This window comes from Curtobacterium sp. B18, from assembly GCF_000333375.1.
GTDB lineage: Bacteria > Actinomycetota > Actinomycetes > Actinomycetales > Microbacteriaceae > Curtobacterium.
Window position 1 is genome coordinate 1 of the sequence record NZ_BACZ01000719.1, and the last position, 14,331, is coordinate 14,331.

General features: G+C 72.6%; 13 protein-coding genes. 9 read left to right on the forward strand and 4 right to left on the reverse strand.

Annotated features, from left to right (window positions below):
- Positions 1-258 precede the first annotated feature (258 nt).
- Complete coding sequence (locus I5E_RS19165; protein ID WP_022908407.1) at positions 259-642, forward strand: prolyl oligopeptidase family serine peptidase; 384 nt, start codon at positions 259-261, stop codon at positions 640-642.
- 238 nt (positions 643-880) lie between these two features.
- Positions 881-1,201, forward strand: coding sequence for a hypothetical protein (locus I5E_RS19170; protein WP_022908408.1), 321 nt, complete (start codon positions 881-883; stop codon positions 1,199-1,201).
- Here the strand turns inward: I5E_RS19170 and I5E_RS19175 are convergent.
- The 3 genes from I5E_RS19175 to yczR form a co-directional block, all read right to left on the reverse strand.
- Positions 1,198-4,656 carry an efflux RND transporter permease subunit gene (locus I5E_RS19175; RefSeq protein ID WP_022908409.1) on the reverse strand — a complete coding sequence of 1,153 codons (3,459 nt, stop codon included), beginning with the start codon at positions 4,654-4,656 and terminating at the stop codon, positions 1,198-1,200. The genes I5E_RS19170 and I5E_RS19175 overlap by 4 nt on opposite strands.
- A 60-nt stretch (positions 4,657-4,716) precedes the next feature.
- On the reverse strand, positions 4,717-5,382 hold the full coding sequence (locus I5E_RS19180) for a DUF6518 family protein (RefSeq protein WP_022908410.1): 666 nt from the start codon (positions 5,380-5,382) through the stop codon (positions 4,717-4,719).
- 107 nt (positions 5,383-5,489) lie between these two features.
- Complete coding sequence (gene yczR / locus I5E_RS19185) at positions 5,490-6,941, reverse strand: MocR-like transcription factor YczR (protein ID WP_022908411.1); 1,452 nt, start codon at positions 6,939-6,941, stop codon at positions 5,490-5,492.
- 60 nt (positions 6,942-7,001) lie between these two features.
- On the opposite strand from yczR, the gene yczE reads away from it, so the two are divergent.
- The 3 genes from yczE to I5E_RS19200 all read left to right on the forward strand — a co-directional run bounded on the left by yczE (position 7,002) and on the right by I5E_RS19200 (position 9,242).
- Positions 7,002-7,700, forward strand: a complete 699-nt coding sequence (gene yczE / locus I5E_RS19190) for a membrane protein YczE (RefSeq protein ID WP_022908412.1) — start codon at positions 7,002-7,004, stop codon at positions 7,698-7,700.
- Between the two features lie 76 nt (positions 7,701-7,776).
- Positions 7,777-8,664: a DUF4097 family beta strand repeat-containing protein gene (locus tag I5E_RS19195; RefSeq protein WP_022908413.1), complete on the forward strand. Its 888-nt coding sequence runs from the start codon at positions 7,777-7,779 to the stop codon at positions 8,662-8,664.
- Positions 8,661-9,242, forward strand: coding sequence for a PadR family transcriptional regulator (locus I5E_RS19200; protein WP_022908414.1), 582 nt, complete (start codon positions 8,661-8,663; stop codon positions 9,240-9,242). Before I5E_RS19195 ends, I5E_RS19200 begins: the two co-directional genes overlap by 4 nt.
- 69 nt (positions 9,243-9,311) lie before the next feature.
- Here the strand turns inward: I5E_RS19200 and I5E_RS19205 are convergent, their stop codons facing one another.
- Positions 9,312-10,100: a MerR family transcriptional regulator gene (locus tag I5E_RS19205; RefSeq protein WP_022908415.1), complete on the reverse strand. Its 789-nt coding sequence runs from the start codon at positions 10,098-10,100 to the stop codon at positions 9,312-9,314.
- Positions 10,101-10,230: 130 nt separating this feature from the next.
- Here I5E_RS19205 and I5E_RS19210 point away from each other — a divergent pair, with 130 nt between their 5' ends.
- The 4 genes from I5E_RS19210 (at position 10,231) to I5E_RS19225 (ending at position 14,228) form a co-directional block, all read left to right on the forward strand.
- Positions 10,231-12,444 carry an APC family permease gene (locus tag I5E_RS19210; protein ID WP_022908416.1) on the forward strand — a complete coding sequence of 738 codons (2,214 nt, stop codon included), beginning with the start codon at positions 10,231-10,233 and terminating at the stop codon, positions 12,442-12,444.
- 11 nt (positions 12,445-12,455) lie between these two features.
- Positions 12,456-13,193, forward strand: coding sequence for a hypothetical protein (locus I5E_RS19215; protein ID WP_022908417.1), 738 nt, complete (start codon positions 12,456-12,458; stop codon positions 13,191-13,193).
- A 208-nt stretch (positions 13,194-13,401) separates the two neighbouring features.
- Entirely contained in the window at positions 13,402-13,665 is a 264-nt protein-coding gene (locus I5E_RS19220; RefSeq protein WP_022908418.1) for a DUF3072 domain-containing protein, read from the forward strand.
- Between the two features lie 122 nt (positions 13,666-13,787).
- Complete coding sequence (locus I5E_RS19225) at positions 13,788-14,228, forward strand: DoxX family protein (RefSeq protein WP_022908419.1); 441 nt, start codon at positions 13,788-13,790, stop codon at positions 14,226-14,228.
- Positions 14,229-14,331 lie beyond the last annotated feature (103 nt).

Below are 14,331 nucleotides of genomic sequence, written 5' to 3' on the forward strand. Positions count from 1 at the left end.
TCTCGGTGTGCGGGAGGCCGAGGACCCGGCCGATCCGCCCCGCCGTGGTGGTCTTCCCGACACTCGTGGTGCCGGCGACGAGGACACGACGGGGCGCGGGGTCGAGGTGGTCGTCCGCTCCGAGCACCCCTCGACCCTAGCCCGCCGTGAGGTCGTAGACCGTGACCCCGCCGATGGTCGACGCGGTGAAGTTCGACTCCACCCACGCCGAGATCTTCGACGCCGCATCGCTGCCGCCGTTCGACTGCCCGACGCCCGATGACGCCGCTGGAGCGCCGCGAGCAGCTCGAGCGCTTCCAGCGCGAGGCCGAGGAAGCGCGCATGGCCGCGCTCGAAGAGACGCGCCGCCGCGAGGAGCGCCTGAAGGCCGAAGCCTCCGAGGAGGAAAAGCGCCGCGCCGAAGAGAATAAGCGCGCCGAGGAAGATCGCGCCAAGCAGGCCGAAGTCGATGCCTTCTTCATCGGGCACTCGACCGACGAGTTCATCCCGCTGTGGGAGTCGCAGGAGTTCGCCGCGACGCTCCGTCGGCACGACGTCCCGGTGACGTTCGTCGCGGTCGAGGGGTCGGCGCACTCGATCGCGCAGCTCGACGAGGCGATGAGCAAACGCGTCGTCGCCTTCCTGCACGCGCGCCTGGGCTGAGGCGCGGACACGCGACACGCACGCACGCACGCGTGCACGCACGCGCCCCCGAGTCTCGGCTCAGCAGACGTTCCTCGGGCGCCGGCGGCGCGGAACTGTCCGCGGAGCCGAGACTCGGCACGGGTGGCGGCACGGGCACCGGCGGCGGCACGGGCACCGGCGCGGGCGACGTGCCCCGGCCGGGTGGCACCCGGAGTCGGGACTGCCGCCCGACGCCCACGGCGCGCAGACTTCGGGGGTGACCGACACCTCGACCCGGTCTGCGCACGCCCACGGCTCCCGTTGGGAGCGGCACTCCTCGCTGCAGACGTTCGCCGAGCTCCTGCTCGGCCTGTCGTTCACCGCCGCCGTCGCCTTCGGCGGGTACGCGGCCGTCACCGGCCGGATGACCGTGCTGTCGCAGGGCGCCGGCGTGGTCTTCCTCGTGACGCTGACCTGCGTGCTCGTGTCGTGGTTCCGAGCGGTCGAGCGCGAGGACGCACCTGCGGCGGCGCGTCCCGTCGCCCCGGCGGCACCGGCGCACCCGCTCTCGGCGATCGACGCCGAGTACCGCCGCTAGCCCGCGGACCCCTCGCCGGACGCGCCCCGCTCGAGCCGCGCCGCCCGCCGGTCGGCCCGCTTCTCGAAGAAGCCCTCGACGAGCGCGTACAGCGACGGCAGCACCACGAGGGTCAGCAGCGTCGACGACACGAGCCCGCCGATCACGACGAGCGCGAGCGGCTGCGAGATGAACCCGGACTTGCCCGTGAGCCCGATGGCCATCGGGAGCAGCGCGAAGATCGTCGCGAGCGCGGTCATCAGGATCGGGCGGAGTCGCCTCGTCGCACCCTCGATCAGGGCGTCGTGCACCCGGAGCCCTCGGCGTCGGTACTGGTTGACGAGGTCGATGAGCACGATGGCGTTCGTCACCACGATGCCGACGAGCATGAGCAGCCCGATGAGCGACGCGACCCCGAGCGGGATCCCCGTGACGATCTGCAGGAGCACCGCACCGGTCGCCGCGAACGGCACGGACACGAGCAGCAGCAGGGGCTGTCGGAGGCTCCGGAACGTGGCGACCATGATCACGTAGACGATCAGGATCGCGACGAGCATCGCGAGCAGGAGCTGGCTGAACGCCGACGACTGGCTCGACGCGACGCCGCCGATCTCCGCCGAGGCACCACGCGGCAGGTCGAGCGCGTCGACGGCCGCCGTCACGTTCTGCACCGCGGCGCCGAGGTTCGTCGAGTCGGGCGTGACCGTGATGGTCGCCGTGCGGACCGCGTTCGAGGTCGTGATCGAGGTCGGCCCCTCCGCCCGTTCGACCGTCGCGAGGTCGGACAGCGGCACCGATCCCGTCGAGGTCGGGACCGACAGCGACCGCAGTGCCGCGGCGGTCGTCGGCGGCGCAGGGTCGGCGATGTAGACGTCGAGGGTCGCGTCGTCGATCTCGATCGTGCCGGTGTCACGGGGCGAGACGGCCGCCGCGACGATCCCGCCGACCTGCGTCTCGGTCAGCCCGCGTTCGGCCGCCGCCTTCCGGTCGACCCGGACGGCGAGGTACGGCTCGGACGCGGCGAGGTTGCTCGTCGCACCGGTCGTGGCGTCGACCTTCCGCATCTCGCGCAGCACCGACGCCGCGGCCGTCCGGAGCTCGGCCTGGGTCGGCGCGGTGACGTCGACCTCGATGTCGCTCGAACCGCCGAAGCCGCCGCCGGCGGTCGACAGGCTCACCTCGCCGACCCCGTCGATCCGATCGATGCGGTCGCGGGCGGTGGACTGGATGGTGGTCTGGTCGTCGCCAGCGTCGGTCGTGACGTTGTACTGCACGGACGCCGAGGCCCCGCCACCGAACGCCGCCTGGATCGACTGCCCGCTCGTCCCGATGGTGGTCTGCACGGTCTGCACGCCGTCGACGCCGCGGAGGACACGCTCGACCTTGCGCGCCGCGTCGGACTGCTCGTCGAGGCTCGTCCCCGGCTCGAGGTCCTGCGTGACCGTGAACGTGTTCTGCCCGGAGTCGCCGAGGTAGTTCGTCTTGACGAACGGCACCGCCGCCCCGGTGCCGCCGAGGACGAGGACCGCCAGCACCACCACGAGCGCCGGTCGGCTGACGGCCCAGCGCAGCACCGGCTGGTACGCGCGCCGGAGCCGGTCGGAGGTCCCGGCGTCGTGCAGGTCCGCGGCGGACGACAGCGAGTCCGTCGCGGCGGAGGCGCGGGCACCGGACCCCGCGGACCCCGCGGAGCCCGCGGAGCCCGCGGAGCCCGCGGAGCCCGCGGAGCCCGCGGAGCCCGCGGGAGCCTCGGGCGCCGCGGTGTCCACCGACTCCGCGGACCCTCCGGCGTGCCGGTGGGTCTTCGGCGTCCGGAGGAACCAGTACGCTAGCACCGGGACGATGGTCAGCGACACCAGCAGCGACGCGACGAGCGCCATCGTCACGGTGAGCGCGAAGGGCCGGAAGAGCTCGCCGACGAGTTCCGCGACGAACGCCACCGGCAGGAAGACCGCCACGGTGGTGAGGGTCGAGGCGGTGACGGCTCCGGCAACCTCGCGGACGGCGTCGAGGACCGCCCGGGTCCGGTCCACGCCGGGCTGCAGGTGCCGCTTGATGTTCTCGATGACCACGATCGAGTCGTCCACGACACGTCCGATCGCGATCGTGAGCGCGGCGAGGGTGATGACGTTCAGCGTGTAGCCCGTGGCCCGCATGCCGATCGCGGCGAGGAGCACGGACGTCGGGATCGAGATCGCGGTGACGATGGTCGACCGGACCGACAGCAGGAACAGCAGGATCACGACGACGGCGAACCCGAGGCCGAGCAGTCCCTCCTCGGCGAGGGAGTCGATCGACTGCTGGATGTACGGCGCCTGGTCGAACACCACGGTGAACCGGGGGTCGCCGGCGACCTTCGCCTCGATGCCGGGCAGGGCGTCCCGGACCGTCTTCGAGACGTCGACGGTGTTGGCCTCCTGCGTCTTCGTGATGGCGATCGTCACGGCCGTCTCGCCGTCGACGCGGCTGATCGAGGTGCGCGGGGACTCCTCGATCGCGACCTTCGCGACGTCGCCGATGGTGGTCGGCGTCGTCGCGGCGGTCGTGCCCGAGGTGGTGGTCCCGGAGGCGCTGCTCGCGCCCGTCGCGCCGCTCGCCGCCGTCCCTCCGGTCGCGCTGGTCGCGCTGGTCGATCCCGGCGCGCCCGTCGAGCCGGTCGCGCCGGTCGCGCCGGCGCCGGTCGCACCGGTACCGCTCGCACCGGTCGCCGAGGCCGTGGACCCACTGCTCCCGCTGCTCGACGACGCGGTCAGCGGCAGGGCCTCGATGTCGTCGAGCGACGCGATCCGCTCCCCCGTCTGCACCGACAGCGTCGTGCCGTCCTGCGTGATCGTGCCGCCGGGGACGAGCGTGCCGTTGTCGTCGAGCGCGTCGGCGATCGACTGCGTCGTCAGCCCCCTGGACGCCAGTTCGTCGGTGTCCGGCGTGATCACCACGCGCCGACCCGGGTTGCCGAAGACGTCGGCCTGCCGGACGCCGTCGAGCTTCTCGATGTCGGGGATCGCCGTCGCGTTCAGCCGATCGACGAGCTGTTCCTGGTCGCCCGTGCCGGACACGGCGAGCTGGAGCACGGGCAGGTCGTCGAAGGACCCGGTGACGATCTGGGTCTGCACGGTGTCCGGGAGCGACAGGGCGTTCACCGCGGTCTGGATCTTGTCCTCGGCGCTGGCGAGGTTCGAGCCGTAGTCGAACGACGCCGAGACGACGCTCTGCCCGGTCGACGACGTCGCACTCGTGGACTCGAGGTTCGGGACGACCTGGATCGCCTGCTCGACCTTCGTCGACACGTCGTTCGACACGACCTCGGGCGTGGCGCCCGGGTAGGCGCTGACGATGGCGACCTGGGGGAACTGCACGCTCGGGATGAGCTCCTGCTTGAGGCTCGTGAGCGCGATGCCGCCGAACACCGCGACGACGACGGTGACGAGCGCGATGAGCGCCCGGTTGCGGAGGCTGAAGACCGAGAGGAGGTGCACACCCCGATCCTTGCAGGGCGGAGCGCGACGCACTCAGCCGCCGAGGAGCAGGCGACGCACTCAGCCGCCGAGGAGCAGGTAGATGCCGAGCACCCCCACGGTCCCGAGCACCCCGGTCGCGAGCGCCAGGATCCGGCCGGTCGGGGTCCGGGCCGCGAGCACCGCGACGACGAGCACGGCGACACCGACGACGATCTCCACGACCCAGGTCGTCGAGCCGGTGGTCGCCGCGACCTGCAGCAGTGCGCGGACACCCTCACCGACGAGCACGGCGGCGGTCGCACCGAGCGCCGGCCCGCGCCACCGGACGTCCCGCGTCCGGACGGCCACCGCGACCGCACCGGCGAGCACCCCCGCTGGGATCCCCATCAGGACCCAGAAGTTCGTGATCGACAGCACGTCCGGGTACCCGCGCAGGTTCGTCGTGGCCCAGTAGCCGACGTGCATGAGCTCGAGGAGCACGATGCCGAACAGCATCGCGAGCGGCAGCGCCACGCGGCCGGCGCGGACCCCGGCGAGCAGGCAGAGGGCGGTCGCGACGACGAACCAGGGTCCGGCCGAGTTGGCGACGCTCGAGAGCCCCGGGACGGCCTGCCCGAACGAGGTCAGCACCCCGGCGAGCAGGGCACCCGTCAGTGCCATCGACACCCGGGCGGCCGCGGGCACCCGGTGCTCCCGGGCGTCGGCGGTGCAGACGGTCGTGCCGGCGTGCATGGTCGTCTCCATGGGACCAGGATCCCCGCCGACGGGCGCCGGGCGCATCCCTCGGCAGGGCCAGATCGCGCGGTCGGCGTCACCCCCGAGGATGACCCGCCGGGCGACCCGGCCACCCGTCACACCACGGCGGCGAGCGATCCCCGAACCCCGGCTGCGTCGCCGCCGATCCGAGCCCACGACCGTTCGAGCACCTCGACGAGCCGGACCCGGTCCGCCGGGGACATCGTGAAGGGCACCCGCAGGAACCGCTCGAACCCGCCGTCCGGCCCGAAGACCCCTCCGGACGCGAGCACGACGCCCTCGGCCCGCGCGGCGAGCACCAGGGCGCTCGAGACCGGTCGCCCGAGTCCGACCCACGTCGTCAACCCGCCCGCCGGCGACGGTACGTCCCACTCCGGGAGCCGCGCGCGCAACGCCCCCACGACGTCGTCGCGACCCTGGCGCAGGTACTCGCGCCGCGCCTCCAGGACCGCCGCCGTGCGCGGGACGAGCTCCCGCGCGACCAGCTGGTCGAGCACGGGCGTGCCGAGGTCGCCCGTCGGGCGGGCGAGCAGCAAGCGCTGCAGGAGTTCGGGAGCGGCCCGGATCCAGCCGATGCGCAGGCCGCCCCAGAAGACCTTGTCGGCGGACCCGATCATCACGACCGACGCACCGGACGGGTCGGCCGCCGCCAACGGCAGGGAGGGCGAGCCCTCGATCCGCAGCTCGCCCATGGTCTCGTCGGCGATGACCGTCGTCCCGGTCGACGCCGCCACGGACAGCAGCAGCTGCCGGGTCGACGCCGACATCGTCGCGCCGGTCGGGTTGTGGAGCTCGGGCATGACGTAGGCCACGGCCGGTGCCGTGCGGCGCATGGTCGTCTCGAGCGCCGCGGCGTCCCAGCCGGTCCGCGCGTCCACCGGCACGCCGACGAGTCGTCCGCCGGCCTCGCGGAAGGCCTCGTGCGCGTGCGGGTAGGTCGGGGACTCGACGACGACCGCGTCCCCGCGGCGGACGAGCACGCGGGCGAGCAGGGCGATGGCGTGCTGCGCCCCGATGGTCACGACGATCTGGGAGGGGTCGGTGGGCAGCCCCCGGTCGGCGTAGCGCTCCGCGATCGCCGCGCGGAGCCCGGGGTCGCCCACGGTGTCGTACCCGATGCCGGCGAGCGCGGCGGGCACGTGCCGCATCGCGTGCTCCACCGCCTCGGCGAGTCCCGGTGCGGCGTGCAGCGCCGCCTTGCGGAGGTCGAGCAGGTCGTCGTCGACCACCCCGCCGAGCCGTTCCGGGTCCGGTCGACCGATGAGCCCGGCCGGCAGCCGGACCACGCTGCCGGAGCCGCGGACCGACACCAGGAAGCCGTCGGAGCGGAGCCGGGAGTACGCGTTCGCGACCGTCGTCCGCGAGACGCCCAGCGCCGTGGCGAGGCCCCGCTCGGCCGGCAGCCGCACGCCCTGCGGGACCCGGCCGTCGATGACGAGCACGCGCAGCGCGTCGGAGAGCGCCTCGTACGCGGGGGCGTCGGTGCCGGCGCGCCAGTCGGTGAGGAGGAGCGCTGCGGACCGAGCGCTGAGCAGGACCGGGGTCATGGATCCACGGTAGCCGAATTGGCTCTCGACCAGCAGTCCAATCTCCACGACGATCGAGCCATGCCCCGCTCGACCGCCCTCACGCTCCGCTTCGTCCAGCTCTTCGTCGGCCTGTTCCTCTACGGGGCCTCGACGGCCCTGCAGGTCCGCGCCGTGGTCGGCGTCTCGTCGTGGACGGTCCTCACCGAGGGGCTCGAGCACGTGGTGCCGTGGTCGTTCGGCGTCATCACCGTGGTGTCGAGCGGCGTGATCCTGCTGTTCTGGATCCCGCTCCGCCAGAAGCCGGGCATCGGGACGCTGCTGAACGCCCTCGCGATCGGACCGAGTGCCGACCTCGTGCTGTGGCTCGTCCCGACCCCGGCCGACCTCGCGAGCCGGGTCCTGCTGTTCGTCGCGGGGCTGGCGCTCCTCGCGGTCGCCACCGCGTTCTACATCGGCGCCGGCTTCGGCACGGGGGCGCGCGACGGCCTGATGGTCGGCCTGCACGAGCGGCTCGGGTGGCCGGTCTGGGTGGCGCGGACCGTCATCGAGGTGTCGGTGGTGGTCGTCGGCTGGTTCCTCGGCGGCGACGTCGGCGTGGGCACCGTGATCGCGGCGTTCGCGATCGGCCCGATGGTGCAGCCGCTCATGCCGCTGTTCCGTCGGTTCCCGTGGAGCCCGGAACGGACCGGTGCGGCGCCGTCGGCCCACGAGGCGCAGCCCACCGCCGCCGCGTCGGCCCAGGAGGCGCGGCCCGCCGCCGCCTCGGAGGTCGCCTAGAACCGTTGCACACCGCCACATCGCGATATAACGTGTCTTCCACAGACGCGATACATCGCGAGTTCGAGGAGGCAACATGGCCCAGGAGAAGTGGCTCGTCGAGGAGCCGAAGGTGATCGACACCGGGATCGTCCGCCGCTTGCGCGTCGGACTCGCCGGTGGTCAGGTCGACGTCGTCGCTCACGACGAGCCGACCGCGCGCATCGAGGTGCACAGCGTGTCCGGCAAGCCGATGAAGATCGAGCTCGACGGGGACACGCTCACCATCGACCACCCGCAGGTGCGGTGGGACGACCCGATCGGGTTCCTGAAGTCGTTCCGCGGCAAGGCCCACGCCGACGTCAGCGTCCTGGTCCCCCGCGACGCGATCGTCACGCTCGGTGTCGTCTCGGCCGGCGCCCTGCTGTCCGGCACCAACCGCGGCGCGACGCTCAACACGGTCTCCGGCGACGTGGTCGTCGACGGCGTGGCGGGCGACGTGACCGTGAACGCGGTGTCCGGCACCACGACCATCCGCGAGCTCGACGGCGCCCTCACCGTGCACACCGTGTCCGGCGACGTCGTGGCGACGGGTGCGATCCCGCGGTTCCAGGCGGACGGCGTCAACGCCGACGTCGTGCTCGACCTGCACGGCACCCCCGACCAGGCCCGCGTCAACACGGTGTCCGGTTCGGTGAGCGTCCGGCTCGAGGACGGCGTGCCCTACCGGTGCACCGTCAGCACGGCCTCCGGCAAGCTGCAGTTCGACGACTCGGAGATCCGCGGCGTGCGGGGGTCCTACGTCAAGCAGGGCGGCGAGCTGTCCGGACAGTGGCTCGACCTCAAGGTGAACTCGGTGTCCGGTGACATCGCGGTGCTGCACGCCCTGCCCGTCGCCGAACCGTCGGAGGGATCCGCCCCGACCACCCCGACCGCCCCGGCGGCTCCGACGGCCCCGGTCACCGACAGCGAGGTGCCCGAATGAGCCCCGTCTTCGCGCACGGCCACCTGCGCCTCTACCTGCTCGTGCTGCTGGCCGACCACCCGATGCACGGGTACGAGGTCATCCAGGCTCTCGGCGACCGCTTCGGCGGCACGTACGTCCCGAGCGCCGGCACCGTGTACCCGCGGCTCGCCAAGCTCGAGGAAGAGGGACTCGTCACGAAGTCCGCCGACGGCCGGAAGACCGTCTACGCCATCACCGACGCCGGTCGTGCCGAGCTCGACGCCCGCGCTGACGAGATCGCCGCGGTCGAGAACGGCGTGAACGACTCGGTGAAGTCGCTGGCCGACGGCGTCCGCGCATCGGTGGGCGAGGCGATGCGGTCCCTCCGCGCCGACCTCGCGGCGAGCGCTCAGGCTCCGCGTGGGCAGACCGCCGACGAGCCGGAGGACGTCCCGTCCGAGGGCGCACGCGCCCTGCGCGAGGTCGAGATGGCCCTGTCGTCGTTCCGGCAGCAGGTCCGCGCGGACCTCCGCCGGCGTGCGACGCGCGGCACGCTCGGCTCCGACACCGTCACGCGCCTGCGCGACGGCCTGGAGTCCCTGCGCAAGTCCCTCTGACGACCGACGGCCGACGGACGGTCACGACCCGCGCCTCCAGGCAGACCGCCAGGAGGCGCGGGTCGTCCGTCACAGGCCGCGGTCGGCCAGCGCGTGCATCGCGTCCCGCAGGGCGCGTGCCGCACCCGCGCCCGCCCACTCGTAGGCGTGCGTGAACCGCTCGTCCTGCACGTACATGTCACCGAGCGTGCGGAACCGGTCGGCGGTGAGCTCGGCCGGGGGCGTCGCCTCGGCGAGCCACGCGAACTGGCGCTTCGCGAGTGCCGCGCCGGCCTCCGATGCCGGACCCGCGCCCGACGCGGCGAGCGCTGCGGCGTCCTGCGCGATCGCGCGCTGTTCCGCCTGGAACGCCTCCTTCGCGGCGGAGTCCTTCGACTCCCACCAGCGTGCGCCGCGGTCCCAGGCGTCGGCGCCCCAGCGCTCCTCGACCTCCTGCCGGAACCGTGTCTGGTCGAACCCGTCGAACGTGTCCGTGGTGTTCATGTCCACTCCTTCCTCGATCCTCGTGATGGTGGTCCGCACGGCCGCGAGCTGCCGGGCGAGCCGGTCGCGCTCGCGTTCGAGCCACGCGACGTGTGCGGTGAGGGCCGTGATGTCGTCCTGCTCCCCGTCGAGGACCCGGCGGACGTCGGCCAGGCCGAGCCCGAGGCCCCGCAGCAGCAGGATCCGCTGCAGCCGCACGAGCGCCTGGTCGTCGTACCGCCGGAGCCCACCCTCGCCGGTCGCCGTGGCGGGCAGCAGACCGATCGCGTCGTAGTGCCGGAGCGTGCGGCTCGACACACCGGCGGAACGCGCCACCTCGGCGATCCCGTGCGGCGCTTTCGCAGCCGGACTGCCCGTGTCTGTCGAATCCCTCATGCTGGAGAGGCTAGAGGTTGACGCTGCGTCAACTGCAAGCCCGATCCGGGGTGCGAACCCCCCGACCCGGTGCGGACCGGGAATACCGCCGGACCCGCCCGTGTTGACTCGCGCCCGGAAATGAGTAGGTTTGCCGCTCGTGACGAACGAGATCCGGTCGTTGAAAGCGCGACTGATCGGGGATCCCCTCCCCTCCGAGAAGCTCGAGGGACAGCTCCTCCCGAAGCACCTGGCACTGCCCATCTTCGCGAGTGACCCGCTGTCCTCCGTGGCGTACGCACCGCAGGAACTCCTCATGATCCTGCTGCTCGGCGGCATGGCGTTCCTGACCTTCGCCCCCTGGGTCGCCGCCCTCGTCGTGCTGCTGCTCGTCGTGGTCGTCGCGTCCTACCGACAGCTCATCAAGGCCTACCCGTCCGGCGGCGGCGACTACGAGGTCGCCCACCGGAACCTCGGCGAGAAGGCCGGACTCGTCGTCGCGTCCGCCCTGCTCGTCGACTACGTGATGACGGTCGCCGTGTCGGTCGCCTCCGGCGTGGACAACATCATCTCGGCCCTCCCCGTCCTCAACGAGTTCCGGGTCGAGCTCGCCCTGCTCTTCGTCGTGCTGCTCGCGGCGGCGAACCTGCGCGGCGTGCGCGAGTCGAGCAAGGCCTTCGCGGTGCCGACCTACCTGTTCGTCGCCTCCGTCTTCGTGATGGTCGTCGTCGGGTTGGTCCGCGTCGTCGCCGGCGACGCCCCCGTGGCGGAGTCCGCCGCGTACACCGTGCAGAACGTCGAGCACACGACCCAGGCCGCGTTCGTCCTGCTGCTCCTCCGTGCGTTCGCCTCGGGCTGCTCGGCGCTGACCGGTGTCGAGGCGATCGCGAACGGGGTGCAGGCGTTCCGCCGACCGAAGGTCCGCAACGCGCAGATGACCCTGGTGTTCATGGGGTCGATCGCGATCGTCCTGTTCGTCGGGCTCATCACGCTCGCGCTGGTCTCCCGCGTGCACTACGCCGAGAGCGCCTGCGACCTGCAGGGCTTCGCGCAGTGCGCCACGACGCCGCAGCGTTCCCTGATCGCCCAGATCGCCGCGGCGACGTTCGGGAACAACACGATCCTGTTCTTCGTCATCCAGGCGACGACCGCAGCCGTCCTGCTGCTCGCGGCGAACACCGCCTTCAACGGGTTCCCACTGCTCGGTTCGATCCTGGCCCGCGACTCGTACGCCCCGAAGGCACTGTCGACCCGCGGCGACCGGCTCATCTACTCGAACGGCGTGATCGTCCTCGCGCTCGTCGCGGCCGCGCTGCTGATCGTCTACCGGGCCGACGTCACGAGCCTCATCCAGCTCTACATCATCGGCGTCTTCGTCTCGTTCACCCTCGGGCAGACCGGGATGATCGTGCACTGGACCCGGCTGCTCCGCGACGACCGGGCCGGGACCGCCGCCGAACCGGTCAACCGCGGGCAGGTCATCCGTTCCCGGGCGATCAACGCGACCGGCGCCACCTTCACCTTCGTCGTCCTCGTCATCGTCACGATCACGAAGTTCACGCACGGCGCCTGGCTCGTGTTCCTCATCATGCCGATCCTGTTCGTGCTCATGCTCGGCGTGAACCGGTACTACCGCGACGTCTCGCACGAGATAGAGGCCGACGACCAGACGCAGTTCGGTGCGACCGGCGACCACGCGATCGTCCTCGTGAACAAGCTGCAGAAGCCGGTGCTCAAGGCGCTCGACTACGCGATCGCCGCGAAGCACGCGAGCTTCGAGGCGGTGCACGTCGCGATCGACGACGCCGATGCCGCACGCCTCCGCGCGCAGTGGGAGGAGTACGGCATCGAGGTCCCGCTGACGATCGTGCCGAGCCCCTACCGCGACATCTCGATGCCGCTCATCAAGTACATCAAGGCGCACCGGATGGAGCACGGCTCCGAGGTGGTGACCGTCTACACGCCGGTCTTCGTCGTGGGGCACTGGTGGGAGACCTTCCTCCACAACCACCGCGGCCGTCGCATCCGGAAGAAGCTGCTGCTCGTGCACGGCGTCACCGTCGCGCTCGTGCCCTGGCTGCTGGACTCCTCCGAGCTCCTGTACGGCCGCCGCTCCCGCCCCCTCCCCGGGCAGGAGCGCCGCGGCGAGCCGATCCGGCCCGCGCTCCGCCGGTCACCGCACGGTGTCGTCCACCACGAGGTCGAGGACGACCGCCTGCTCCGGTCGGCCGAGCGGAACAGCCTCCAGCCCCGCCGAGCGACCCGGCCGGCCGGTCCCGCCGAGGGCGTCGACCAGACCCAGTGCACCGGCGAGATGCACGTGCTCGTCCCCTCGCCGCCGCGCACCGACGGTCGCTCGTCGTAGCATCTGACGTCATGACGATCTCCGACCTTCGCACGTTCGCGACGTTCGACGGGCACGGGGGCAAGGTCTCGAAGCGCGTCGAGGTGCTCGACCACGAGCCGACCCCCGGCGGTCCGCACGAGGGACTCGTCGCCGTCCGGGGCCCGCACCCCCTTGGTGCCCTCGACGAGCGGGCGGCCGACGACGAGACGCACCGGATCGGCTGGGTCGATCCCGCCACGCTCCGCGACTGGTACCGCCCCGACCGCGTGGTGGTGTCCCGCCTCGAGGCGCGTCGGTCCGGCATCGAGCCCGGCACCTACGCCGACTCCCGCGGTCGCGGTCGGGTCCGGATCGACGGACTGGAGGCGCGGCTCGCCCCCGACGGTCGGCCCGCCTTCCGCGCGCTGGCCGGTTCCGCGGACGCCCCGGTCGTCGACGTGGCGCTCCCCACCGACCAGGCGGTGCGGCTCGTGGTGGTCCGAGCGGTCGACGAGGGGATCGAGATCGTGACGACACCGGTGTCGCCGTTCCTGTCGCCCGGGCAGTACCCGGCCTTCGGTGACGACGTCGTGGGGCTGCCCCCGCGCGCAGCCACCGGGTCCGTGTCCGTCAGCGCTGCCGTCCTGATCGACGGCACCCTGCACGAGGTCGAACGGATCGACGAGCGGGCCGCGACGATCTGGATCCGCCGCGACGGCAGTTCGGTGCCGATCGCGGTGAGTTCGGTGGGGCCGGACCTGGTGCGGTACACCGTGGTCGCGGACTGAGCGCGCGGTCGTCTCGTCGCGTCGGGTGCGGGGCATGCGGTGGGTCCTGCGGTCGGGTCCGTGTCGTCGTGCGGGCCGGTGTCCGTGTCCACGTCCGGGTCGGGGTGCTGACCGGTGTCCGTGTCCACGTCCGGGTCGGCGTGCTGCCGGTGTCCGGGGGACGCCACCGTGGGCGTTCCGGTCGGCGGCGCGGCGTAGCGTCCGTGCCATGAGTGACGCAGACCCGACCGACGACCGCACCGACCAGCCCGAGACGCTCGGCGGAGCACGACCCGACCCCAGCACCGACGCCAGCAAGGACCCGGAGCAGTGGGTCACCGGCGACGAGCCCATGACCGGGCCGCAGCGCAGCTACCTCGACACCCTCGCCCGCGAGGCCGGCGAGGAACTCCCCGCCGACCTCACCAAGGCCGAGGCCTCGGAGCACATCGACCGCCTGCAGCAGCAGACCGGGCGCGGCGCCGACTCCTGACGGGACCGCCCAGGCCCGGGTCCGCGTTTCGGCGGACCCGGGCCTGGGCATGTTCTGGCGATGTCCGGGAAGTCCCCCGCACGGGGGTGAACGATGACGCGTCACCGGTTACGGTCGGCGGCATGCGAACGACATCGACCTCCATCGGCCTGACCGCGCTCCGCATCGTCCTCGGCGTGGTGTTCATCGCGCACGGCGCCCAGAAGTTCGCGCAGGGACTCGGCTCCGTGTCCCAGGGCTTCTCCGGCATGGGCGTCCCGCTCGCCGACGTCGCGGCGCCCCTCGTCGCCGGACTCGAGCTCGTCGGGGGCGTGTTGCTCCTGCTCGGTGTCCTGACCCGGGTCGTCGGCGTGCTCCTGGCCGTCGACATGATCGTGGCCGGGCTGCTCGCGCACGCGTCCGCGGGGTTCTACTCGCAGGACGGCGGGTTCGAGTACGTCCTGGTCCTCGCGGTGGCGTCCCTTGCGGTGGCGCTGACCGGGCCGGGTCGCTTCTCGCTCGACGCCGTGGTCCTGCGGGCCTCGCGCCGGCGCCGCGGCGTCGAGGAGCCACTCCCCGCCTGACGCGCGCGTGCCGCGACCTTCCCCATCCCGTGCGGGGTTGCCCGCCCGGTGCGGCGCTACAACCTCGCACCGAGCGAGCAGCGCCGCACCCGGCCAACAACAC

Bases quoted from the DNA above. Each gene is read 5' to 3' on its own strand.
- I5E_RS19165 (WP_022908407.1), top strand. From the start codon at position 259: ATGACGCCGCTGGAGCGCCGCGAGCAGCTCGAGCGCTTCCAGCGCGAG.
- I5E_RS19180 (WP_022908410.1), bottom strand. From the start codon at position 5,382: ATGGAGACGACCATGCACGCCGGCACGACCGTCTGCACCGCCGACGCC.
- yczR (WP_022908411.1), bottom strand. From the start codon at position 6,941: ATGACCCCGGTCCTGCTCAGCGCTCGGTCCGCAGCGCTCCTCCTCACC.
- yczE (WP_022908412.1), top strand. From the start codon at position 7,002: ATGCCCCGCTCGACCGCCCTCACGCTCCGCTTCGTCCAGCTCTTCGTC.
- I5E_RS19195 (WP_022908413.1), top strand. From the start codon at position 7,777: ATGGCCCAGGAGAAGTGGCTCGTCGAGGAGCCGAAGGTGATCGACACC.
- I5E_RS19200 (WP_022908414.1), top strand. From the start codon at position 8,661: ATGAGCCCCGTCTTCGCGCACGGCCACCTGCGCCTCTACCTGCTCGTG.
- I5E_RS19205 (WP_022908415.1), bottom strand. From the start codon at position 10,100: ATGAGGGATTCGACAGACACGGGCAGTCCGGCTGCGAAAGCGCCGCAC.
- I5E_RS19215 (WP_022908417.1), top strand. From the start codon at position 12,456: ATGACGATCTCCGACCTTCGCACGTTCGCGACGTTCGACGGGCACGGG.
- I5E_RS19220 (WP_022908418.1), top strand. From the start codon at position 13,402: ATGAGTGACGCAGACCCGACCGACGACCGCACCGACCAGCCCGAGACG.
- I5E_RS19225 (WP_022908419.1), top strand. From the start codon at position 13,788: ATGCGAACGACATCGACCTCCATCGGCCTGACCGCGCTCCGCATCGTC.